22 protein-coding genes are annotated in these 23,002 nt (G+C 70.9%); 6 read left to right on the top strand and 16 right to left on the bottom strand.

Annotated elements, in window-relative coordinates; genetic code table 11:
- Positions 1 to 15: 15 nt before the first annotated feature.
- Positions 16 to 819 carry an ABC transporter permease gene (locus CUC05_RS17260; protein WP_108667375.1) on the top strand — a complete coding sequence of 268 codons (804 nt, stop codon included), beginning with the start codon at positions 16 to 18 and terminating at the stop codon, positions 817 to 819.
- Between the two features lie 40 nt (positions 820 to 859).
- Here CUC05_RS17260 and CUC05_RS17255 read toward each other — a convergent pair whose 3' ends face one another.
- Positions 860 to 2,680 carry an acyltransferase family protein gene (locus CUC05_RS17255; protein ID WP_157965692.1) on the bottom strand — a complete coding sequence of 607 codons (1,821 nt, stop codon included), beginning with the start codon at positions 2,678 to 2,680 and terminating at the stop codon, positions 860 to 862.
- Between the two features lie 233 nt (positions 2,681 to 2,913).
- On the bottom strand, positions 2,914 to 3,642 hold the full coding sequence (locus CUC05_RS17250) for an aspartate/glutamate racemase family protein (RefSeq protein ID WP_108667373.1): 729 nt from the start codon (positions 3,640 to 3,642) through the stop codon (positions 2,914 to 2,916).
- Between the two features lie 116 nt (positions 3,643 to 3,758).
- Between CUC05_RS17250 and CUC05_RS17245 the strand changes: the two genes are divergently transcribed.
- From CUC05_RS17245 to CUC05_RS17230, 4 genes are all read left to right on the top strand, one after another.
- Positions 3,759 to 4,928: a mechanosensitive ion channel family protein gene (locus CUC05_RS17245; protein ID WP_108667372.1), complete on the top strand. Its 1,170-nt coding sequence runs from the start codon at positions 3,759 to 3,761 to the stop codon at positions 4,926 to 4,928.
- Positions 4,929 to 5,024: 96 nt separating this feature from the next.
- The gene (locus CUC05_RS17240; protein ID WP_170128047.1) at positions 5,025 to 5,756 is read left to right on the top strand and encodes a TetR/AcrR family transcriptional regulator; all 732 of its coding nucleotides are present in this window, start codon (positions 5,025 to 5,027) and stop codon (positions 5,754 to 5,756) included.
- Positions 5,753 to 6,253, top strand: coding sequence for a shikimate kinase (locus tag CUC05_RS17235; RefSeq protein WP_205712400.1), 501 nt, complete (start codon positions 5,753 to 5,755; stop codon positions 6,251 to 6,253). Before CUC05_RS17240 ends, CUC05_RS17235 begins: the two co-directional genes overlap by 4 nt.
- 99 nt (positions 6,254 to 6,352) lie before the next feature.
- Positions 6,353 to 7,660: an AAA family ATPase gene (locus tag CUC05_RS17230; RefSeq protein WP_170128046.1), complete on the top strand. Its 1,308-nt coding sequence runs from the start codon at positions 6,353 to 6,355 to the stop codon at positions 7,658 to 7,660.
- A gap of 114 nt (positions 7,661 to 7,774) precedes the next feature.
- Here CUC05_RS17230 and CUC05_RS17225 read toward each other — a convergent pair whose 3' ends face one another.
- Positions 7,775 to 8,449: a hypothetical protein gene (locus CUC05_RS17225; RefSeq protein WP_108667369.1), complete on the bottom strand. Its 675-nt coding sequence runs from the start codon at positions 8,447 to 8,449 to the stop codon at positions 7,775 to 7,777.
- A gap of 163 nt (positions 8,450 to 8,612) precedes the next feature.
- Here CUC05_RS17225 and CUC05_RS17220 point away from each other — a divergent pair, with 163 nt between their 5' ends.
- On the top strand, positions 8,613 to 8,897 hold the full coding sequence (locus CUC05_RS17220; protein ID WP_108667368.1) for a hypothetical protein: 285 nt from the start codon (positions 8,613 to 8,615) through the stop codon (positions 8,895 to 8,897).
- Between the two features lie 319 nt (positions 8,898 to 9,216).
- On the opposite strand, the gene ccsB is transcribed toward CUC05_RS17220, so the two are convergent.
- From ccsB to CUC05_RS17155, 13 genes are all read right to left on the bottom strand, one after another.
- A complete protein-coding gene (gene ccsB, locus CUC05_RS17215) occupies positions 9,217 to 10,374 on the bottom strand; it encodes a c-type cytochrome biogenesis protein CcsB (RefSeq protein ID WP_114476330.1) in 1,158 nt (385 codons plus the stop codon).
- The gene (resB, locus tag CUC05_RS17210) at positions 10,371 to 12,020 is read right to left on the bottom strand and encodes a cytochrome c biogenesis protein ResB (protein ID WP_157965691.1); all 1,650 of its coding nucleotides are present in this window, start codon (positions 12,018 to 12,020) and stop codon (positions 10,371 to 10,373) included. The genes ccsB and resB overlap by 4 nt, the downstream gene beginning before the upstream one ends.
- 167 nt (positions 12,021 to 12,187) lie before the next feature.
- Complete coding sequence (locus tag CUC05_RS17205; protein WP_205712399.1) at positions 12,188 to 13,000, bottom strand: cytochrome c biogenesis CcdA family protein; 813 nt, start codon at positions 12,998 to 13,000, stop codon at positions 12,188 to 12,190.
- Positions 12,997 to 13,569, bottom strand: coding sequence for a TlpA family protein disulfide reductase (locus CUC05_RS17200; RefSeq protein ID WP_157965690.1), 573 nt, complete (start codon positions 13,567 to 13,569; stop codon positions 12,997 to 12,999). Before CUC05_RS17200 ends, CUC05_RS17205 begins: the two co-directional genes overlap by 4 nt.
- A complete protein-coding gene (locus CUC05_RS24815) occupies positions 13,566 to 14,405 on the bottom strand; it encodes a hypothetical protein (RefSeq protein ID WP_157965689.1) in 840 nt (279 codons plus the stop codon). The genes CUC05_RS17200 and CUC05_RS24815 overlap by 4 nt, the downstream gene beginning before the upstream one ends.
- Before the next feature lie 6 nt (positions 14,406 to 14,411).
- Complete coding sequence (locus CUC05_RS17195; RefSeq protein ID WP_157965688.1) at positions 14,412 to 15,431, bottom strand: c-type cytochrome; 1,020 nt, start codon at positions 15,429 to 15,431, stop codon at positions 14,412 to 14,414.
- A gap of 51 nt (positions 15,432 to 15,482) precedes the next feature.
- A complete protein-coding gene (locus tag CUC05_RS17190) occupies positions 15,483 to 16,268 on the bottom strand; it encodes a QcrA and Rieske domain-containing protein (protein WP_157965687.1) in 786 nt (261 codons plus the stop codon).
- 9 nt (positions 16,269 to 16,277) lie between these two features.
- Entirely contained in the window at positions 16,278 to 17,129 is an 852-nt protein-coding gene (locus tag CUC05_RS17185; RefSeq protein WP_205712398.1) for a cytochrome b family protein, read from the bottom strand.
- Between the two features lie 9 nt (positions 17,130 to 17,138).
- On the bottom strand, positions 17,139 to 17,906 hold the full coding sequence (gene extP, locus CUC05_RS17175) for a selenite/tellurite reduction operon b-type cytochrome ExtP (protein WP_420810909.1): 768 nt from the start codon (positions 17,904 to 17,906) through the stop codon (positions 17,139 to 17,141).
- A gap of 65 nt (positions 17,907 to 17,971) precedes the next feature.
- Positions 17,972 to 18,316: an NADH-quinone oxidoreductase subunit I gene (locus CUC05_RS17170; RefSeq protein WP_108667361.1), complete on the bottom strand. Its 345-nt coding sequence runs from the start codon at positions 18,314 to 18,316 to the stop codon at positions 17,972 to 17,974.
- Positions 18,316 to 18,789, bottom strand: coding sequence for a hypothetical protein (locus CUC05_RS17165; protein ID WP_108667360.1), 474 nt, complete (start codon positions 18,787 to 18,789; stop codon positions 18,316 to 18,318). The genes CUC05_RS17170 and CUC05_RS17165 overlap by 1 nt, the downstream gene beginning before the upstream one ends.
- A gap of 228 nt (positions 18,790 to 19,017) precedes the next feature.
- Complete coding sequence (locus CUC05_RS17160; protein ID WP_108667359.1) at positions 19,018 to 19,719, bottom strand: TlpA family protein disulfide reductase; 702 nt, start codon at positions 19,717 to 19,719, stop codon at positions 19,018 to 19,020.
- Positions 19,720 to 19,756: 37 nt separating this feature from the next.
- Positions 19,757 to 22,984, bottom strand: coding sequence for a DEAD/DEAH box helicase (locus CUC05_RS17155; protein WP_108667358.1), 3,228 nt, complete (start codon positions 22,982 to 22,984; stop codon positions 19,757 to 19,759).
- Between the last annotated feature and the right edge of the window lie 18 nt (positions 22,985 to 23,002).

Genomic DNA, 23,002 nt, shown 5'->3' with positions numbered 1-23,002 from the left:
GCGGAGGAGGCTCGTGTGCGTGCGGAGCTGAACCGACAGCTGCGGCGCCGCCGGACCCTGCTGGGGTTGGGCGGGCTGGCGCTGGTGCCGGTCCTGCTGGCCCTGGCGTTCGCGCTGACCACGGGCGACGGGGACGGCGGCGGTGGCGACCCGACGGGCCTGTTCGACCTGACCCGCCTGTCGGCGCTCAACTTCACCATCACCTGCGTGGCGGCGACCGCCCCGTTCCTGCTGCTGTCGGTGATCGCGTTGTTCACCGGCGACCCGGTCTCCTCCGAGGCGTCGTGGGGCAGCCTGCGGTACCTCCTGACCAGGCCGGTCAGCCGGACCCGGCTGCTGGGCCGAAAGCTCGTCGTCGGCCTCGGCCTGTCGGTGACCGCCGGGCTGGTGGTCGTGCTCGCGGGACTGGTCGCCGGGACGATCGCCTTCGGTTGGGGACCGGTCGAGACCCCGTTCGGGGTGCTAGCGGAGGGGGAGGCGATCGTGCGGATCCTGGCGATCCTCGGCTGCGTCCTGTGGAACGGCGCCTGGGTCGCCTGCCTGGCGTTCGCCCTGTCGGTCGTCACCGACGAACCCGTTGGGGCCGTCGCCGGCACGATCGTCCTCGTCATCGTCGTGCAGATCATGGACAACATCACCGCGCTGGGCGACATCCGCATGTGGTTGCCGGTCCACGAGTCCTCGGCATGGCTGGGCCTGCTGGCCGACCCACCGCGATGGGGCGACCTCGTCCGCGGGATGTGGCTGCAGATTCCCTGGGCGGCGCTGTTCCTCGGGTTCGCCTGGTGGCGGTTCCTGCGCCGCGACGTCCTCAGCTGACGGCGCTCGCGGACGCCCGGACCTGCCGGGACGAACGGCGTCAGTCGACCCGCAGGGCGTAGGCGATCGTGTCGCGGAGGGCCTTGGCACCGCTCTGCGTCAGGTGCACGCCGTCGCCGCCGAACCAGTTCGGGGTCCCGTCGGAGGCGCCCTGCCAGTCGGCGAGGACGGTGTTGGGGTACCGGCCGGTGGCGCCGGACAGCGCTCGGTTCACCTGGGACTCCCACGGACGGGGCACGCGGACGGTGACCAGCACCACGCGACCGGCGTCGGAGAAGCGCTCCAGCACGGCGTCGAGGGTGTCGGTGGTGACGGCGCCGTTGTTGCCGAGGTGGATCACGACGGCATCGTCGGGTCCCGGATCGACCTCCGGCATCTCCAGCAGCTCGTGCCACTGCCGACCGATCCGGGCGTCCATCACGACGCCGTCGAGGGTCTCCACCTGCTCGGCGGCGCCGACCATGACGCTGTCACCGACGACGAAGACGCGGCCGAAGTCGTAGGCCGGCAACGTGTCGGGGTCGGCGGGGGGTTCGTCGACGGGTTCGTCGGTGGACAGCGGGGTGGGCGGGCCGTCGACGTGCTCGGCGACCATGACCTCACCACGGACACCCTTCGGGATGTAGGACGGGGTCGTGCCGTCGGTGGTGGCCAGCTCGATGGGGGCCGCCGCCGCGGGGCTCTGCCGGGCCAGCTGCACGTTGCCGACCGCGAACAGCGAGATGCCGGAGATGGCCACGATCGCCACGCCGCGACGCAGCACCGGGGTCTCGGGGGCGCTGCGGAACAACGCCACGACCTGCTGGCCGAACCGGCCCTCCCGGACCGGCCGCTCGATGAAGGTGAACGACAGCTCGGCGAGCGCCACGGTGGCGCTGAGGCGCAGGACGGTCAGCCACGGCTCGGAGACGATGGTGTCCACGCCCGGACGAAGGACCATGAAGACCGGCCAGTGCCACAGGTACAGGCCGTAGGACCGCTGCCCGATCCAGCGAAGGGGCTTGGCCGACAACGGCACGGCGACCAACGAGCCGGGGTTGGCGACGGCGGCGACCACCGCGACGGTGGCGACGGCGATCAGCAGGAACCCACCGCGGTACAGCCGGGCGTCGTAGGCGCCGAGGGTCCACAGCTGGTGGCCGATGACGAGTAGTCCGGCCACGCCGGCGATGTCGGGCCAGGCGGACGCCCGCAGGCGTTCGGTCAGCGGGCCGCCGGCCACCCACGGCCGCCAGACCATGGCCATGGCGACGCCGACGAGGATGCCGGCCGCCCGGGTGTCGGTGCCGTAGTAGAGCCGCGAGGGGTCCACCGTCGGGTCGAACCCGGTCCACATCAGGGTGACCGAGGCCACGATGCCGGCCAGCACCACGCCGAGCGTGATCCGCCGGCCCAGCAGGCGTCGGCCGGCCAGGAAGAGGGCCGGCATGAGCAGGTAGAACTGCTCCTCGATCGCGAGGGACCACAGGTGCTGCAGCAGGGGCGGCCGACCGAAGGACTCGAAGTAGGACTGCTCGGTCGCGATCAACGACCAGTTCATCACGTAGGTCGACGCCGCGACCGACTGGCCCCAGAGGCTGCCGAGCGCATCACGCGCCGTGAACATCGCCAGCAGGGCCACGCCGATCAGCAGGACCCCAAGCGCCGGCAGCAACCGCTTGGCCCGTCGTTTCCAGAAGTCGACGAAGTCGATCCGATCGGTGCGGTCGAACTCGGTGATCAGCAACGCCGTGATCAGGTAGCCGGAGATGGCGAAGAAGACCTCGACCCCCAGGTACCCGCCCGGCAGCCACGCCGCGTCGGCGTGGTAGACGATCACGGCCATCACGGCCAGCGCACGCAGCCCATCGAGCGCCGGCATGTAGGGCAGGCTGCGAACCGGCCCGACACTGAAGCGAAGGGGAGACGAGCGAGGAAGGATCATGCGGGGAAGAGGGGTGCCGGTCTGACCGGCGGGAAGGCGGTGCGGACTGCACACGACACGAACCCTGGAGCGGGCGTCGGCGTCGGACGACACCGTAGTGCGTCGAGCCCGTCAAGGGGTATCCGGCACGAGTACACGTCAAGTGTGGGTCGAGGGTTCGACCCACCCGATCAGCTCCCCGGCGGGGGCCCCGGGAACGGGCATCCGAGCAGCCATCCGGCCGCCGCGTCGACGTGGATCTCCGTGGTCGGGAACCACGGGACGTCCACGTCGTCGCCGCCGATGAGCAGCTCGATCTCGGTGCACCCGGCGATCACCCCCCGTGCGCCGTCGGCGACGAGGTCCCGGACGAGCTGGCGGGCGACCGCGCGGCTGTCCTCGGTGACCACGTCGTTGACCAGCTCGTCGTAGATGATGCCGTGGATGGCGGCCCGGCCGGCGGCGTCGGGGACCACCACCTCCAGGCCGTGGGCGCCGAGCCGTCCTCGGTAGAAGTCCCCCTCCATCGTGTAGGCGGTCCCCAGCAGCCCCACGCGCTGGATCCCGGCCGCACGCACGGCGGCGGCGGTGGCGTCGGCGATGTGCAGCACCGGCAGCCCGCTGATGCGCCGCACGTCGGCCTCGACGCGATGCATCGTGTTGGTGCAGATCATGATCGCGTCGGCACCGCAGGCACGGAGTCCACCGGCCGCCGCACCCAGCAGCCGGCCGGCACCGTCCCAGTCCCCGTCGGCCTGCAGGGCCTCGACCGCCGCGAAGTCGAAGGAGCGGACGACCAGGTCGGCGGAGTGAACCCCTCCGAGCGCGTCGTTCACGAGGCGGTTCAGGCGGCGGTAGGCCTCCAGCGTGGACGGCCATGCCATCCCTCCCAGCAGGCCCAGGCAGCGGTCGGCAGTCATGGACGGGACGGTAGCGGGCGGCGTGGCGGGGTCGCATCACCTCCCGTTTGTGTGGGTGCTCGCGGGGTAGAAGGGGCCGCACGGCGCGTCCCGCACCCCGACTGGCGCCACCCCCCATGCCGGAAACCGAACTCGTCGAACAGGCCACCAACGCCGCCCTGAGCGTCGGCGTGCTGGCGATCGCCGGGATCCTCGCCCTCGGCGTGCACCTGCTGGCCGTCCGGGCCATCTTCCGGCTGGGCCGATCGGACCGGTTCGCCCAGGAGGCAACCGCGCGGGCCAAGTGGCCGGCACGGACGACGTCGGTGCTGGTCGGCCTGCTCGGCGGGATGTTGTTCACCGAGCTGCCCGACGGAGTCACCGAGGGCCTCACCCACCTCCTCCTGGTGCTGGCCATCCTCGCCGGCACCGTCACCCTGATGCGCCTGGCCGTGGCGGTGGAGGTGTCGATCCTGTCCGGCCTGGACATGGAGGCCGAGGACAACTCCTGGGCGCGCGGCCGGACGACGCGCGCCATCCTCCTGCGCCGCATCTCCTCGGCGCTCATCCTCATGGTCGGGTTCGGCTCGGTGCTGCTGACCTTCGAGACGGCACGCACGGTCGGCACCTCGCTCCTGGCCTCGGCGGGGATCCTGGGCCTGGTCGTCGGTGTGGCTGCGCAGTCGACGCTGGCCAACATCGTCGCGGGCATCCAGATCGCCGTCGCCGAGCCGATCCGCATCGACGACGTGGTGGTCGTCGAGGGCCACTGGGGCAACATCGAGCAGCTGTCCCTCACCTACGTCGTGGTGCGCACCTGGGACCGCCGGCGGATCGTCCTGCCCACCTCCTGGTTCGTGTCGACGCCGTTCGAGAACTGGTCGATGTACGGCGCCCAGATCATCGGTGACGTGGTGTGGCAGCTCGACCACCGCGTGCCGATGGGTGCCATGCGGGAGGAGTTCCACCGCCAGGTCGAGGAACATCCGCTGTGGGACGGCGACGTGGCGGTGCTGCAGGTCATCGAGGTGACCGGGCCGACGGTGAAGGTGCGCGGCCTCGTCAGCAGCCAGAACTCTCACAACGCCTGGGACCTTCGGTGCGCGGTCCGCGAGGGGATCCTCGTGTGGCTGGCCGAGCACCACCCCCACGCGCTGCCGACCACCCGCCTGCTCGAGGCGGCGCCCGACCCGTCGACGCTGCGTCCCTCGTCGCCGCCCCCGGCGCCCATGCGCAGCCCCGGTCCCGACGACGTGCCGAACCCCGACCCCTCGCGTACCGGCGAGTGGCCGGTCATCGACCGCTGACGCGTGTCGGGCAACGGGCCGCCCGTCGCAAGGACCCGACACGCGGCCGGGGCTATCCTCCGTCGGGACCGCACCCGCTGGAGGAGGAACACCGTCGTGCCAGGCCCGTCCGCAGCCGGCCGACGTCCCGACACCGGCACACGGGGCGACCGCACCCGTGCCGCCGTGGTCGCCGCCGCACGGGATCGGTTCGCCGCCGACGGGTTCGAACGGGCCACGGGGGCCAGGATCGCGGCCGACGCCGGGGTGTCCGAGCCCACCATCGCCTTCCACTTCGGCTCCAAGGCGGGGCTGCTCGTCGCGGTCATGCAGGACTACTACGACGACCTGCTGCAGCACATGGACGCCGTCATCGACTCCGCCGATGCGCCGCTGGACCGCCTGACCGCCTTCGCACGCTGGTGGATGCCGCACACCGCTGCACACCAACCCCTGATGGCCGTCTTCGGGCGACAGGGCCGCCGCACGACCAGCGACGAGGTCGTGGAGGCGTTCAGGGCCTGCAACCGGCGGGTCACCCGGGTCGTCGACCGCCTCCTCGACGACCTCGTCCACACCGGGGTCATGCGGCCGGACGTCCCCACCCGGGTCGTGCGTGATGCGTTCTTCGGCACGACCGAACACCTGCTGCTCGGCCACGCCGCGACCGGGCGGCCCGACGACCTCGTCGCGGCCGCCGACGACGTGATCGACCTGCTGCTCAACGGCGCCGGGTCGCGCACCGATCCGACCCCGGGGCCACCCCCCGCCCCGCCGGGCCTGGCCGAGATCGACGCGAAGCTGGACCGGGTGCTCGCCCGGCTGGACCCACCGGACGGCAGGGCGTGACGCCGCGGTCCGTCGTGGTGCTCGGGCTCATGGGGGCGGGCAAGACGACCGTCGCCAGTGCCATCGCCCAGCACCTCGGGTGGCCGCTGCGGGACTCCGACATCGACATCGAGGCCGCCACGGGACGGACGGCAGCGGCGCTGGTCGCGGCCGATCCCGAGGCGCCCACCCTGCACGACCTCGAGGCGCAGCATGCGCTGGACGCCCTCGCCGAGGACAGGGTGGTCATCGCGGCCGCGGCGTCGGTCATCGAGCGGCCCGAGGTCCGTGCAGCGATGGCGGATGCCTTGGTCCTGTGGCTGGACGCCCCGGCGGAGGTGCTGGCCGCCCGCATGGCCAGCTCGGACCACCGGCCGGACTACGGCGACCCGCAGGAGGTCGTCCGCACCCTCGACCGCCGTCGGCGTCCGCTGTACCGCGAGGTCGCCGACGTGATCGTCGACGCCGCCCAGCCGGCCGACGCGGTGCTCCGCGCCGCGCTGGCCGCGGTCGACTGACCGCTCGACGGCAGCCCGAGGGCACGGGGTCGGGGGTGGGCGCGGACCTCGATGTCACACCTCCCACCTACACTTGATCGGTTCTGCCAAACTTCGGTCATGCCGAAGTTCGTCAACCGTGAACAAGAGCTGCGCGCCCTCACCCGTGCGTGCGATCCGGGCATGGCCGTGGTCAGCGGACGTCGTCGGGTGGGCAAGACCGCCCTGCTGGACCACTTCTCCACCGAGCGGGCGTCGGTGTTCCTGCCGGGCACGCGGGCCCCGATCGGAGAGGCGCTGCGCCGTCTGGAGGAGCGGGTGCGCGCGGTCGTCCCGCCGCAGGCCGGCGACCTGCTGGACCTCGGGCACTTCGAGACGTGGGACACCGCGCTCGGGTACCTGATCGCGCGGTCCATGGACGACCCGCTGCTGCTCGTCCTCGACGAGTTCCCCTACCTGTGCGAAGCCGACCCATCGTTGCCGTCGACCCTGCAGGCACGGTGGGACCACCGCGGCGAGTCACAGCTGTCGATCATCCTCGCCGGCAGCCACGTGGGCCTGATGGAGGAGCTGGTCTCCACCGACGCCCCGCTCTTCGGCCGTCCCGACATGCACCTGCGGCTCGGACCGTTCTCGTGGCGCCACGCGCCGCTTCTGGTCGGCGGGGACGACCCGGACGTGTGGATGGAGGCCTTCGTGACCCTCGGGGGCATGCCGCGGTACCTGGCGCTGTGGGATCCCCGCCACGACGCCGCGACCAACCTGGCCGAGCTGTTGGACGGGCCCGGCGCGCCGCTCGGCGACGAGGGCACCGTCGTCCTGCAGGAGCTGACCCCCGGCTCGGCGGCTGCTCGGGTGCTCGAGCTCGTCGCCCTCGATGCCTCCACCTTCACCACCATCCGGGACCGGGCGGGCCTTGCCCCCGCGACCACCAGCGAGGCGCTGACCAGCCTGGAGCGCCTCGGGCTGCTGGACCGCATCACCCCGGCCGGCGAGGACCCCCGCCGCACCCGCAGGGTCCGCTACCGGGTACGCGACCCGTTCCTGCGGCTCTGGCTCGGTGTGGTCCTCCCCCACCGTGACGCCTTCGAGCTCGGGCGGGGTGCGGCGGTGCTGCGACGCAAGGCCGACCGCATCGCTGCCTCACAGGCTGCGGCGTGGACCGGTGTCGCGGCCGACTGGATGGCCGAGCAGACCGGGGTGTCGTGCGGTGAGTGGTGGGGCGGACCGGGCGAGGACGTCGTCGACGTGCTCGGCGTCGACGGCGCCCATCCGGTGGCGGCGGCGTCCTGCCACTGGGCGTCGGGGGTCGACGGTGGCGTGTGGCGCGACCGGATCCTCCAGGCGATGCCGACGAGGCCCGACGAGGTGCACGTCATGGCCAGGGCGGGCGAGGGCGTGCTGACCCCGGCTGCCCTGCACCGCTGAGCGCGGCCGGGCCCACCGACCCCGAGAAGCGCGACGACCGCACCGAGTGGGTCGGGCGGCCGTCGCGTGGAGACTGTATCCGGGGCAGCACGGCTGCGCTGCCCCGGGAGGGTGTCAGGCCTTGACCGTCGGGAAGGTCGCGTCCTCCGGGTTGAAGGTCAGGCCGGCAGGTACCTCGCTTGCGTCGAAGACCCAAGCGGTCTGCGCCTCGTTGTAGGAGTCGACCTGCAGGGTGATCGTGCGCTCGATGGTGCCGTCGCCGTGCTCGGTCAGGAAACCGAGGTCGGTGAACGTCATGGTGGCGGACTCCGAGGCACCGGTGCTGCTCTCGATCCACATGAAGCCGTCGACGTCACCGTCGTAGAGGACGTTGCCGTCGACGGTCAGCGTCATGACCAGCGCCGGGAAGGTGACCGAGCCACCGGCGCCGGCGAGCAGGCGGTGCAGCTCGACGCCGATGCTGTCCAGGTTGCCCGTGAACGTGCCGGTCCAGATCGCAGAGTTGGTCGGGCCGTTCAGGGCGGTGCCGGACAGGATGTTGTCGTAGAAGCCGCAGCCACCGCCCGCGGTGAACGACGTGGTCGGGGCCGTGGTGTCCCAGGACGGCGTGTTGCCCTGGATGGCGTCGACGTTCTGCACCTTCACCGGGCTGGCGCAGTGGAAGTACGTCTGCTCGGTGCGCAGCGTCGGCTCGAAGCCGGGTTCGCCGGGCTGGGGGGTCGCGCTGGCCGGCAGGGCCAGCGCGGCGATCGCGAAGAGGGCGATGATGGTGGTCAGTCGTGCACGCATGGTGGCTCGAGGTCCTCCTGGAGGGTCGGTCGTGTCTGCCCGGTTCGACATGCACCCCCCGAACTCCTTCCTGCAGCTGATTGTTGTTCAGGACCACGTTCGGTGACCTCGCCCGGCCATCACGCCGAGGCGGTCCGCACGGGCCCGCCGCTACGCTGTCGACATGGGCTTTGTCACCAACGATCCGAAGAAGGCCGACGAGCAGCTGCCGGGTGCCACGGGGCTGATCGTGGACCTCGGCCTGATGTCGTGTCCCCAGTGCCGTCGCGAGGTGCCGGAATGGCGCGATGACTGCCCGGACTGCGGCGTGCGGGCCGTGCCCCGGTCCTCGCTGGCCTCGGCGGTCCCCGACGTCCCGGCCCACCTGCTGATGGACGACGACGAGGACGACGCCGACACCAGCGAAGACGCCGACGCCGACAACGACGCCGACGCCGACGAGGACTGACGCGCCGCTGCCGGGTGAGCCCAGCAGCGCACCACCGCCGGAAAGACCAAGACCGCCGGAAAAGACCAACACCGCCGGGACGATCGCTCGTCCCGGCGGTGTCGGTGGGGGGGTCGCTCGGCTCGGGGGCCGCTGACCATCACCTCGTCGTGCTGGTCGCGGGTCAACCCTGTCTTGGGTGGGGCATCACCTCGCGGCCCCACGACCCCTCCGGTGACGAGAACCCTACCGACAGATGTCGGGATCTGTAAAGGGTCTGTTTCCGGACAGTGTCACGGGTCCGCCGGACCGGCGATCCGGCACGCCCCGCCCGAGGCGATCAGACGCCGGCGTAGCTGTGCAGGCCCACCACGAACAGGTTCACCGCGTAGTACGTGATCAGCAGCGCGGTGAAGGCCGTCACGCCGACCCAGGCGGCGCGGCGACCGCGCCAACCGTAGGTCGACCGGGCGTGCAGGTAGGACGCGTAGAGGACCCACGTGACGAACGAGCCGGTCTCCTTGGGGTCCCAGCCCCAGTAGCGGCCCCAGGCCTCCTCCGCCCAGATGGCCCCGCACATGATCCCGAAGGTGATCAGGGGGAACGCGAACGCGGTGGTGCGGTAGGCGAGGTTGTCCAGCTTGGCAGCGGGCGGCAGGTACGGCACGGCGTACCAGACGCTCGACCCGATCAGCGCAGCCACGCTCGCGGCCAGCATGGCCGGCACGGGGGCGCGCCACACGACCAGCACGAACAGCAGCACACCGACGAAGGGCACGACCGGGAACAGCACGGGGTTCAGGACGTCGCGCTGGGCGGTGGCCGAGGCGATCTGGACGTCCTCGACGCCGACATCGGCGTCGGCGACACGACCCTCGACATCACCCTCGCCGGTGGGGGTCACCGTGGCCGAACGAGCGGCACCGACGGTCGAGCCCGTGAAGCTGCCCGTGCGGGCGAGCGTGGTCTCGGCGCGGTCCTTCACCAGGTACAGCGCGGTGGCCACGAACCCGACGATGAACACCGAGGAGGAGAACATCATCGCGCTGACGTGGATCTGCAGCCAGTAGGACTCCAGCGCCGGCACCAGCGGACCGGCATCGGTGAACAGCAGCAGGGAGGTGGTCATCATCAGCAGGGACCCCGCGATGACGAAGCCGACGAGATGACCGTAGCGACGCTGCACGACGACCAGCGCGGTGGCGATGGCGAGCAGCGCGATGCCCGACCCGTACTCGTACATGTTCCCCCACGGCACGCGACCGGCGGCGACGCCCCGCATGACGAACGAGGTCAGGTGCACGACGAAGCCGCCCACCAGGACGGCGAGGCCGAAGTGCCCGACACGGCGGCCGGCCGCCGTGGACGTCTGCACCCCGTCGGCGCTGACCCGCGTGAACGCCAACCGGAAGAAGTAGGCGATCATCGCGATCAGGTACACGAAGAAGGCGACGTTGAACAGCGAGTTGGACGTCTCGGCCAGCGCGAGGTCGGTCACGAGGGACTCCCTTGGGGGTCGGTCTGCGGCTTCGAGGGGGAAGGTGCGGCGATCCGGGCCGTCCCGAGGGTACCGGCGAGGCCGTCGACGATGTCATCGAAGGTCTCGGCGAACCGGTCGCGCCGGTGCAGCGCCACACCCGCGACGACGATCCGGTCGTCCCGGACCTCGACCCACAGCCGGCGGCGATAGGCGTACAGCGACGGGATCAGGCCCATCAGGACCATCGAGGCGCCGGTGAGGATCAGCCAGCGGTAGGGCTGGTGGCTGATCTGCAGGCCGCTCCACATCGTCAGGTCCGCGAACTCGACCTCGAACAGCCCACCGGCGAGGGCCACCGGGGTGCCCGGAACGATCATCGCGCGGTCGACCACGGCGCTCTCGGGCCAGTCCAGCCGGCTGATCGGCACGGTGCGGTCCAGGCCGAGGTCGTCGTCCAGGTACAGCGTCAGCAGCAGCCGGGGGTCGTTGGCCTCGGGCGAGTTGAACTGCACCGTGCCGTCATCGGCGAACTCCGCGTCGGGCAGGAACAGCACCTCGATGGCGATCTGCGGCAGGGGCGGGTCGGCCGCGGGGTTGCCGACGCTGACCTTGCCCCGTCCGGTCCAGAACCCGCCGTCCTGGCGAAGGATCAGCTGGTCCTCGAACAGCTCGGCGCCGTTCAGCCCGCTCCGCAGCGCCACGGTCGGCGCGAAGCCGAACGCCCGCTGGTAGTAGGTCAGGCCCTCGAAGTGCACGGGATGGTTGACGCGGATCTCCTCGGTGACCGTGCGCTCGCCGTCGGCGGACGTGAAGGTGACCGTGGACACGAAGTCGTCGGGGGTGAAGCCGTCGGGCAGGTAGGTCACCTCGAAGTCGTCGAGGGTCGTGATGTGCCCGTTGTGGCGATCGGTGTCCCACAGGGTCCCGGCCGTGAAGGTGTCGTAGCCGACCGGCGTGTCGGCGAACCGGGCCCCCTCCTCGAAGTCGATCTGCCCGGTGAACGTGAACGCCGCGCCGAGGGTCACGCCGATGAGCAGGACGTAGAAGCTGGAGTGGAAGACGAGGGACCCGAACTCGCGCCAGTGCCCGCGTTCGATGGCCAGCTGCGGGGCGGTGTCATCGGTGGTGACGACCCGCGTCCGGTAGGTGTGGAAGGCGCGCTCGGCCCGGGCGAGGACCTCGGTGGCCGTCAGCTCGGCCGGGACGGCCAGCTCGGCCCGGTGGGTCAGGCGGTCGAGGTTGCGGCCGCGGACCGGCGGCTTGCGGACGTTGCGCGCGAACGCGGCCCAACGGGGGACGAGGCAGCCGGTCAGGCTGACGAACAGCAGGACCGTCAGGACGCCGAACCACCACGAGCCGAACACGTCGTAGAGGGACAGGGCGTCCAGCACGGCCGAGACGGCAGCCCCGGGTCCTTCCTCGCCGGTTCGCCACAGGCGCACGGTCGAGGCGATGACGGGTTCCTGCGGGATGAACGTGGCGATCAGCGTGGCCACGGCCAACGCGAACAGCAGGACGAGGGCCGTCGACATCCGTCGCAGGCGTCGCCAGAGGCGCCCGGCGACCTCCCACGGGGTGGGAAGGAGGGGAAGTCGCGGGCCGGGAGGGCGGGGGGCGGCAGGCTGCTCGTCGTCGGCGGCCCGCGCCGGCACGGTATCGGTCATCAGCGCGTCACCGTCCAGTATGACCCGTCGTGGAGGGGGCGCCGAACCGACCGACGGACATGGCATCGCCGTTGCACTTCGCGCGCCTCGATCACGGACGGCAACGCGATGTCAACAGGTTGTCCACAGGTGTGGACGACGCGAGGGACGGGCTCGGCGACAACCGGTCAGATGGGCGGTTCGAACCCGCTGATGAAGGGTCGCGTCCACTCGATGAACCGGTCCCACAGGCCGGTCGTGATCGCCAGGCCCACCAGCGCCAGCATGATGCCACCGCCGACCTGCAGCCGGGCGGCGTTGCGCCGCAGGAAGCCCAGCACGCGGCCGAGGCGATGGAAGAGCAACCCGAAGAGGATGAACGGCAGGCCCAGGCCGACCGCGTAGACGAACGCCAGCACGCCGCCGCGCACCGACGAACCGCCACCGGAGGTGACGGAGAGGGTCAGGATCGCCGCGAGCGCCGGTCCGATGCAGGGCGTCCAGCCGACGCCGAACACGAAGCCGAGCGGCAGCGCACCGAGCACGCCCTTGTCGATGGCGTTGTCGGTGATGCGTGCCTCGCGTCGCAGGAAGTCGAAGGGCAGCAACCCCGTGAACGCGATGCCGAGGAGCATCACCATCAGGCCCAGCCCGATCTGCCAGGGACGGGTCGCGAGGGTCCGCGAGAGCGAGCCGGCCGTCAGGCCCAGCAGCGTGAACGGGATGGCGAAGCCCAGCACGAACAGCAGACCACCGCTGAGGACCCTCGCGCGCGCGGCGGCCCCACCGCTGCCCTCGCGGATGTCGGCGCCCGACAGCCCGGTCATGTACGCCAGGTAGCCCGGGACCAGCGGGACGACGCAGGGGGAGGCGAACGAGACGATGCCCGCGATCAGCGCCACACCTGCGGCGACGATCAGGTTGGCGTCGGTGATCGCGGACTGGGCCTGCTGGGCGATGTCGCCCGCCTGGGCCAGCACCGGGACGAGCAGGGCGGTCACGCGGGCTCCGAGGCGAGCTGGTCGAGGAAGGGCACGAGGTCGGCCATGGTGACTGCGCCGAACAACCGGATGGCCACCCGATGTTCCCGATCCAGCAGGATCGTCGACGGGAGGGCTTCCGGGGCGATCCCGCCGAACGCGCCGGCGATGGTCGACCCCTCGTCGTACCACGACGGGTAGGTGACGCCCTGGTCGCGCTCGAAAGACCGGGCGTTGACGATCGAGTCCTGCACGTTGACCCCCACGATGTGCAGGTCCTCGCGGGTCTCGTCCAGCTCGACGAGCTCGGGGATCTCCCTGGCACAGGGTCCGCACCAGGAGGCCCAGAAGTTCACCAGCGTCGGGGTGCCGACGAGGGAGTCCAGGCACAGCTCCTCGTCATCGGTGGTGGTCCCGCACACATCGGGGGCGGGCTCGCGATCGGCCGGGTCGATCAGCTCCAGCGAGCCGATGAACGTGCTCCCGGCGCCCGCCTCGTTCTCGGAGATGCCGAGGGTGCAGGCGGAGCCGAAAACGGCGAACGCCAGCAGCAATGCTGCCGACGTTCGCGTGAACGAATGGCGGGTCACGCCGAGACGGTCGCCTTCTCCTCGACCTCGACGGTCTCCTCCGTCTCGGCCAGCTTCTCCCTGTTCGCGCGGGACTCGTCGCGAGCCAAGAGCACCATGTGCAGGGCGAACAGCAGCGCGGTCGCACCCAGCATCAGGTAGCTCGGGAAGGCCGGGGCCCCGGCGTCGAAGAACGCGAAGAGGGTGATGTCCTCGCCACGGGCGTCGGACCCCTCGGGCGCCACCTCGCCGACCTCGTTGCAGCCCTCGGGCAGGTTGCCGTCGTTGTCCATCTGGCAGGTGCGGCCGAAGGTCACGGCGATGATCGGACGGTCGTTGTCAGACGTGGCGTACTGGATCTCGACCGGCTCCTCCAGCCCCGTCAGCAGGGAGGTGTAGGGCTCGCTCAGGCCCGCGAAGACGTTGCCGATCTCCGCGATGCCGTCCTCGAGCAGGTCCTCCTCGATCGTCGGTTCGTCCTGGAACCCGTCGGGGTAGCCAGCGATGACGTTGTAGGGCGAGCCGTCCTCGGTCACGGCCAGGGCGTCCTGGGCCAGCGGGACCCAGATCGGCAGGTACTCGTCCAGCTCCTGGCCCGGGAGGTTCTGGGGGCCGGTGAACGCCGGGGTGCCCGGCGCGCCGAAGGTCCAGAACAGCGCGAAGAGGAAGATCGAGCCCCACAGGGTGACCGACATGACCAGGTAGCCCAGCCGCGTGCCGAGGTTGGACCGCAGCAGCATGAAGATCGGGCCGACGAAGAGCAGGATGCCCAGCGGGACCGAGATCTTGGCCCACGGGCTGTCTGCCGGGATGCCGCCCTCGGTGGCGAGGACGATCAGGGAGGTGAGAGTGCTCATCGGGGCCTAGACCTCGGTGGAGTCGGAGTCGGAGTCGGCCTCGGCGTCTGCCTCGGCCTCGTCGGCCGCGGGCTGCTCGACGGGCTCGCCGACGCCGGGGGTCTGGTACAGCGTTGCGTCGTCCGGCAGCGTGGCCGGCTGCGCCTCGTGCAGGTAGTCGATGATGCGCGACAGGGCGTCGTCGTCGTACCGCGCGTCGGGGTACATGTAGGCCTCCTGCCACGGCGGCATGATGTTGCCGGGCTGGATGGCGATGCCGTTCTGCAGGATGCCGAGGATGGTGTCGTCGCTGTGGCGCTCGGTGACGCCGATCAGGGACGGACCGACGATGCCCTGCAGCTCGCTGCCGTGGCACCGGGCGCAGTTCTGCTGGTACAGGTCCTCCCCGGACACCGCTTCACCGGTCTCGGTGTTGACCGCCGGGCTGGCTTCGGTGACGTCGCCCTCCTGGTTGGTCAGCAGCCAGTCGGTGATGGCCTCGATCTGGAAGTCCGTCATCGGTCCGCCGTAGGCCGTACCCCACGTCGGCATCGGGGTCCCCGGACGGCCACGGTGCAGCGTCGTCTCGATGTGGTCCCGGATGTCGGTGACGACACGGCTGTCCTCGTACCGGCTGACGATGTTCAGCAGGTTCGGGGCGGGCCAGGCGTCGGAGCCGTAGGGCGACAGGGCGGCACCACCGCGGGCGTCGGCGCCGTGGCACTCGGTGCAGTTGGCCTGGTAGAGCGCCTCACCGCTGGAGTAGTCGCGGGCGAACAGGCCCTCCTGCTTGTCCTGCGCACGGATGGGCTCACGCAGCCAGTACGCCGGCAGGAAGATGGCGAAGAACAGCGTCAGCACGACGCCCCACGTCATCAGCCGCTCGAGGTGGTTGCCCTCGAGCTCGTCGTCGGCGTACATCGGCCGCATGGCCGGCGGAATGGCGCTGGACAGCTTGCGTCGGGCGTTGCCCGATGCCAGAAGCAGCACGAGGGTGATCCCGGCGCCGATGGCCAGGATCACGATTGCGATCGAAACAGTGCTCACGCGTGGTTACCTCGAGGGTCTCGCAGATGCGACGCGGACGGCTGGCGTTGGCTAGCCGTTGCAGTTCGGCCCGGCGGCGGGTTCGCCGAGGGCCTGGGTGGTGCGGGTCGGGCCGGTGACGACCTGGCCGGTGTTGACGAAGATGTTGCCGTCACGCACCTCGGTCGGGAAACGGTCCAGGCCGCGGGGGGCCGGTCCGAACTGGTACTCGCCCCAGCGGTTGTAGCGCGACCCGTGGCAGGGGCACTCGAACCACTTGGAGGTCTCGCACCACGGGACACGACAGCCCAGGTGGACACACTTCTGGTAGATCGCCATGGCCGGCGACTCGCCGTTCAGGTCGGCGTACACGCCGTCGCTGTCCTTGGAGGCGTCGTAGGCGACCATGTACAGGCGCCCGGCCGGGTACTCGAGGCGGCCACCGCCGTCGGCGATGCTCGCGAGGACGTCGTCGACGCTGCCGAGGTTGATGACGGCACCGAAGCCGCCGCCGAGGCGGGGCCAGATGAAGCCGAGGGCCGACAGGCCGAAGGCACCGGCGACGCCACCCCAGGACGCCAGCCACGCGTTGCGCAGGAACTGGCGACGGTCGGGGCCGGTCGGCTTCTTGCGCTTGGGCTTGGCGGGAGCGCTGCTGCCGCCGCCGTCGGCGGCGGAGGCCATCAGGGCGATGCCGATCCCGCAGTCGGGGTCGGCGAGCCCGGGGGTGACCTCACGGGTGCGCTGCGGCGTGGCCGCGAGCTCCGCAGCCATGGACTGCAGGATCGGGCGGAGCCACCAGAAGGCGAGGACCAGGAGGCCGGCGACGGTGGCGAGGAGGAGGAGAGGAAGAGACATGAGGGACACCTAGATCTCGAAGAACAGGCCGTCGACCCAGGGCCAGACCCAGTTGAATCCCGGACCACGGAAGAACGAACCGATGAGGGTCAGCACCGCCGAGGCGCCGAGGAACATGCTCATCATCACGTAGGCGAACTTGCGGTTGTCCGGCTTCACCGACGGGTTCTTGTCCAGGTACGGGATCGCCATCAGGCCCATGAGGCCGACGATGCCCGGGATGGTCACACCGGCGATCATCGGGTGGAAGTACCGCAGGAGCTCCTGCAGGCCGAGGAAGTACCACGGCGCCTTGGACGGGTTCGGGGTCTGGTTCTGGTTGGCCAGCTCGCGCAGCGGGAACGCCGGCGTGATGGACAGCAGCAGGATGAAGGCCGTGACGGCCAGCAGGCAGACCAGCTCGGAGGACAGCAGGTGCGGCCAGGTGTAGACCTTGTCCTCCTGCTTGCCCTTGATCTGCTGGATCCCCGACGGGGGGACCATCGCGAGCAGGCGGTGGGTGTGCTTCTGGCCGGCCAGCTTGGCCTCGGGCGTCTGCAGGTCGGCGACCTTGCCCGACTTCTTGGAGAGGGCCTCGGCGACGCGCTTCTGGCGTTCCTCGGCGCTCATCATGCCGGTGGGGGCACCGGCGTCGGCCACGGCGGTCGCGGCACCGCCGCCACCTCCGCCGCCCCCGCCACCGGCGGCAGCGGCCTTGGCCTTCTGCTCCTCGAACGACTTCGGGCCGAGCGTCTCGCCAGCAGCCTTCTTCTGGGCCCGGACGAACGCCGCCTTCGCCTTGGCGCGGGCGATGCGCTCGCTCTTGCCCTCGGCGATCAGCTTGTCGTATACGGCCTGGTCGATCTCGACTGATTCAGACATCAGTGCCTCCTACAGCGGACCGGAGATACCGCCGTCCTTGCGGATCCGCCAGAAGTGGACCGCCAGGAACAGCGTGGTGACGAACGGGAGGGCGAGGACGTGCAGCACGTAGAAGCGCAGCAGCGTCTCGGGGCCGACCTCGACCCCGCCGAGCAGGACGAACTGGACCTGCTGGCCGAAGACCGGGGTGAAGCCCGCCATCTGCGAACCCACGGACACGGCCCAGATCGCCAGCTGGTCCCACGGCAGCAGGTAGCCGGTGAAGGCCAGCAGCAGGGTGAGGAGCAGCAGGATCACGCCGACGACCCAGTTGAACTCGCGCGGCGGCTTGTAGGCGCCGTGGTAGAAGACCCGCGCCATGTGCAGGAACACGGTCAGCACCATGAGGTGGGCCGACCAGCGGTGGATGTTCCGTACCAGGTCACCGAACTGCACCTGGGAGATGATCCGCTGCATGTCGGCGTAGGCGAGCTCCTGACCGGGACCCGCGGCGGGCCGGTAGAAGAACATCAGGAAGATGCCGGTGATGGTCAGCAGGATGAACAGGAAGAAGCTGGTCCCGCCGAGGCAGTAGGTGTAGGTCAGCTTCAGACCATGCCGCTTCACCTTCACGGGGTGCAGGTGGTACAGGATGTTGTTCATCGCCGCGAGGGCACGGTCGCGCGACGTGTCGCGGTAGCCCTTGCGGTAGATGGAGCCCGGCCGGAAGATCGACTTCCAGACGACGTTGTCCTGAACCTGCTTCTTCAGCTCGTCCGGCTTCGGCGGCTTGGGGATGGAGAGACGTGACACGAGGGGTGAACCTTTGCGTTACTTCGGGCTGTGCACGGGGTGGGGTGGGCCTAGGACTCCACGCGCCCGAGCCAGAGCGCGTCGGAGGGACACCGCTCCACGCAGATGGCGCAGCGGGTGCATTCGTTGTCGTCGATGATGAACGTCGCCGAGGATGACTGGGCGAGGGTCATGACCTCGGGGTTCTCGGCGTCGGTGATGACGTCGGGGGCCAGCATCCAGATGCACTCCCAGGGACAGACGTCCTCACAGGCACGGCAGAGGATGCAGAGCTCGGGCGTCAGGCCGATGTGGCGCTTGGGCTTGACGCGCTCCTGCAGCCACGACGGGTCGACGGTCTCGATCCGGTAGTCGTCGTAGATCTCGGGGTGCAACCCCTGATCGGTGAGACCCATTACTTGTAGCCCCCTGACTGTTCACGGGCTTCTTCGCCCTCGGCGAGGCCGCGGGGGTACCGCTTCTGGACGGCCAGGGCGATGGCACCGAACAGGCCCATGGCCACGAAGGTCTCGACCATCACGATCGAGTCGCGGAACACCTGGTAGAAGTTGCCCATGACCACGAAGTCGCCGATGGCGATCTGGCTGGGCACGATCTGGTCGGTGAGGGTGTCCTTGGAGCCGTCCAGGAAGTAGATCCATGCCGACGGCAGGATCCCGAAGGCCCAGAGGGCCGCGATGAACGCGGCGCAGCAGCCGAGGGTTGCCGACACCCAGCCGTACGTGTCGCGGGTGCGCATGGCACCCACGGTGAAGGCTGCGGTCAGGACGATGCTGCCGATGGTGACGAACAGGCCCTGCCACGTGTCACCGAACTGCCACAGCTCCCGGAACACGTCGGGGATCGTGGTGAAGAACTCCTGGATCACGCCTGATCACTCACTTCGTCCACTTCGGTCAACCTTTCAACTGCCGGATGGCGGGAACACCGGGTCTCGATGCCGGCCTCGGGCGCTCTGGTCTCCATCCCGGCACGACCTGCCTCGGATGGAGTGCTGATCCTACCCGGACGGGCCCCCGGCCTGCGAACCGTGCAGCGTTCAGGGGTGCCTTCGGTTGCCGTTGGACCGCCCGACGACCTGCTGGTTCGCCTGGTTCTAGAGCTGCACGTCGAGGTGTTCGGCCAGCAGCGCGGCCATCGCGTCGACGGTCAGGGGGCCTGTGTGGCGGTAGCGGATGTCCCCGTCGGGGCTGACGAACAGCGTCGTCGGCATCCCGAAGCCGTTGGTGGCGTTGAAGTACTCGCCGCGGGGGTCCCGCACCAGGTCGTAGGTGATGCCGAGGTCCTCCACGAACGGCGGGGCGAGCGCCGGGGAGTCCTGGGTGTTGATGCCGATCAACCGGAAGCGGCCGTCGGAGGCCTCGTGGACGTCCTGGAAGTCGGGCATCTCCGCCACGCAGGGGGCGCACCAGGTGGCCCAGAAGTTGATGACGAGGGGTTCTGCCCCGAGCCAGGCCTCGACGTCGACGGGGGTGTCGTCGGCGAAGGCGCACAGCTGTGCCGGCGGGAGCACGTCGGGTTCGGCCTGCGGGGCAAGCCCCCCGCCGTCGACCAGCGCGGGGTCGGCCTCGGCAGGTGGGCCGCCGCACGCGACCGTGGGACCGCCGTCGGCGCCGTCCCCACCGGCGGCCAGCGCGAAGGCGGCGACGCCGAGGGCGACGACCGCGACGATGCCGATCAGCAACGTGCGACCCGAACCGCCGCCGGGGGTCGGCGAGGTGTCGACGTCAGCGGCCTCCGGGGCCGGCGCGGGCGGGGCTGCGTGATCGGGCGAGGGTCGGTTGTCGGACGTGCTCACCCGGCCACGGTATCGACTCGGCGGGGCCGGTACCCCATCACCCCAGCAGCGCTGCGATGTCCTCCGCGGTCAGCCGCGAGCCGAAGGACTGTCCCCCGTCCATCACGCCGTCGAAGAGCGCGGCCTTGCGCTGGCTGAGGTCCAGCACCTTCTCCTCGATCGTGCCTGCCGCGATAAGCCGGTAGACCATCACCCGCCGGGTCTGGCCGATGCGGTGGGCCCGGTCGACGGCCTGCGCCTCGGTGGCGGGGTTCCACCACGGGTCCAGCAGGAAGCAGTAGTCGGCCTCGGTCAGGTTCAGGCCGACCCCGCCTGCCTTCAGGCTGATGGTGAACACCGGGGCGTCGCCCTCGGTGAACGACCTGACGACGGCCCTGCGGTTGCGGGTGGACCCGTCGAGGTGCACGTGGTCGATGCCCTCGGCGTCCAGCCGTTCGCGCACCAGGTCCAGGAAGCTCGTGAACTGGCTGAAGACGAGGGCACGGTGCCCGCCCTCGACGACCTCGTGCAGGTGGTCGACCAGCACGTCGAGCTTGGCCGAGGCGACGGCGTGGTGGCGATCCTCGACCAGGCCGGCATGGAGGCTGGCCAGCCGCAGGAGCGTCAGGGATCGCAGGACGGTGAAGCGGTGCTCGTCGAGGTCGCCCATCAGCCCCAGCACCTTCTTGCGTTCCCGCTGCAGCCAGCCGTCGTAGACCTTGCGGTGCGCGGGCGTCAGCGCGACGGACAGGACCTGCTCCTGCTTCGGCGGCAGGTCGGCGGCGACCTGCTCCTTCGTCCGGCGCAGGACCAGCGGCCTGATGCGGCGTCGCAGGCGGGCCAGCCGTACCTCGTCCCGGTTGCGCTGGATCGGTGTGGCGTAGACCTCCTTGAAGGTCGACGGGTTGGGGAACAGGCCGGGAGCGGTGATGGACAGCAGCGACCACAGTTCCATCAGGTCGTTCTCCATCGGCGTGCCGGTGATGGCCAGCGCGAAGGGGACCCGCAGGCGGCGAACGCAGCCGTACAGCTTGGATCGGGGGTTCTTGACCGCCTGCGCCTCGTCGAGCAGCAGGCCCGCCCAGGCGACCTGCCCGTAGGCCTCGGCGTCCAGGCGGAAGCGCGTGTAGCTGGTGATGACGACGTCGGCGCCGTCGGCCACCGCTGCGGCCGTCGTGCCCAGCGTGTCCAGCGTCGCGCCGACGGTGCGCACGTCGAGCCCGGGTGTGAACGTCGCAGCCTCGTGGGCCCACCCGTGGACGACCGATGCGGGGGCAAGGACCAGGAACGGCCCCGTCGCCGGGTCGGCCTCGCGCGCCCGACACATCACGGCGAGCGCCTGGAGGGTCTTGCCCAGCCCCATGTCGTCGGCCAGGATCCCACCCAGCCGGTGGTCCATCAGGAACGACAGCCACGCGAGGCCCTCCCGCTGGTAGGGACGCATCGTGCCCCGGAACCCACCGGGCACGTCGACGTCGGCGACGACGGCCTCCGTCCCGTCCGGACCGGCCAGCGCCGCCAGGTCGGCCAGCGCCTCCACCTGGGCTCGCCACTCCTCGGCCTGTGCGGTGACGACCCCGAGGGTCGACAGCTGCTCCCACAGGTCGACCTGGTAGCGGCTGACGCGAAGCTGGCCGGCCTGCCGCTCCTGCAGCGCGGTGGCCTCCTCGATCAGCTCCCGCAGCTGCTCCAGCTCCGGTGTGCGCAAGGACAGGTGGGCCCCGTCGGGCAGGACGAGCCGTGTCCGGCCGTCGGCGAGGGCGGTGAAGACCGTGCCGAGCAGGACCGACCGGCCGTCGACGGACAGTGACACGTCGAGGTCGAACCAGTCGCGTTCCTCCGGTGCGAGGCGGGTCGCGAGGTGCACCTCGACCGATCCGTCCACGTCGCGGTAGTCGGGCAGGCCGTCACCGAGGACCTCCACCGCGACCGCCGGGTGGGCCTCCAGCGCCGGGACGACTCGGGTCGCCAGGTCCACCGCGGCCTCGCCGTGGACCTCGGTCGACGCGGGGAGGTCGCCCAGCAGCGGGCGCAGGTCGGCCAGCAGCGCATTCTCCGCGTCCGGGTCGCGCCACGGGGCCCCGTGGCCGTCGACGAGCGGGCTGTCGCTGGGGTTGTCGTCGATGCGGTACCGGACCAGCCATTCGGTCCGCAGCAGGTCGGCACGTTCGGGGTCGATGCGCAGCAGGAGCGTCGGCGGGCCGATCGTGGGCGGCGCGAAGGACCCGTCGCTGGACGTCACGCGGACCAGGCGCTGCAGCCGCAGGTACCCGTCGGTGGCGAACCGGTCGCGGTCGGCCGGCGGGACGGCGACGCGGCTGCCGGCGATGGCAGCCCGGCAGAGGGTCATCGGCGCGGTGCGGGCCAGCGGGGCAAGGACCAGCCCGACGTCCTCGCCCGGTTCGGGGGCCACGACCATGCCATGGGCGGGATCGCCCACGGCCGCCAGCGGGGTGCGCCGGGCCTCGCCGGCCCAGACCGACGGGGTCAGCAGGCGGGACCCGTCGGGGGTGTCGGTGACGTCGACACGCACCTCCGCCGCGTGGGGTGGCAGCAGGGCAACTCCCTGCGCACCTGCCTGACCGGTGCGCAGGACCATGCCGGCCTCGGCACCGGCCGCCAGCAGCGCCCACAGCTGGGGATGGGGGAACTCGGCCAGGTCGAGGTCCCGGGCGGCCGAGCTGTAGGCGCCGAACTGCGACGTCACCGCCGACAGCGCATGGATGGCCTTCGCGATGCGGACGTGCTCGGCCTCGAAGGTCTCTGCCTGCCCCCAGCGCGACCCCGACCACGTCGAGATCGACCGCCACTCGAGCGTGCCGGTGACCCATCCGCGCCCGCTGGGCTTGACCAGCCGCATGCCGACCCGTCCGTGGTCCCCGACCGACACCAGCAGGCCGAGGGGGACGACGTCGGCGTCGGCCACGTCCTCGCCGAGGGTCCAGGCGTCCAGCGCCCGGTCCCACTCCGCCCGCGGACCGGACGCGCCACCGGTCGACCTGCCGTTCGCGGTCATGCCGCCGATCAGCGCGACGGCGGCCACGTGCTTGCAGTCGCGCTGCATCGGGCAGGTGCACTCGCCGCCGACGAACTGCTCACGGCCCCGGTGCACCCGCCAGACCGCGGTCGCCTCGTACAGGCGTCCGGCACTTCCGCGGACCGTCCCGAACAGCGACAGGTCCGAGGGGTTCCAGGCAGCGTCGAGCACCCGTCCGTCGGCGGCGTACCGCTGGCCCCGGTCGGTGAAGACGGGTCCCAGCACCCGGGCGACATCGGCCCGGGACATCGCAGGGGGTCGTGCGCC

The sequence above is a fragment of the Euzebya rosea genome (genome assembly GCF_003073135.1).
GTDB classification, from domain to species: domain Bacteria; phylum Actinomycetota; class Nitriliruptoria; order Euzebyales; family Euzebyaceae; genus Euzebya; species Euzebya rosea.
Note: the sequence above shows the minus strand (reverse complement) of the source record. Positions and strands in the feature narration are given on the sequence as shown.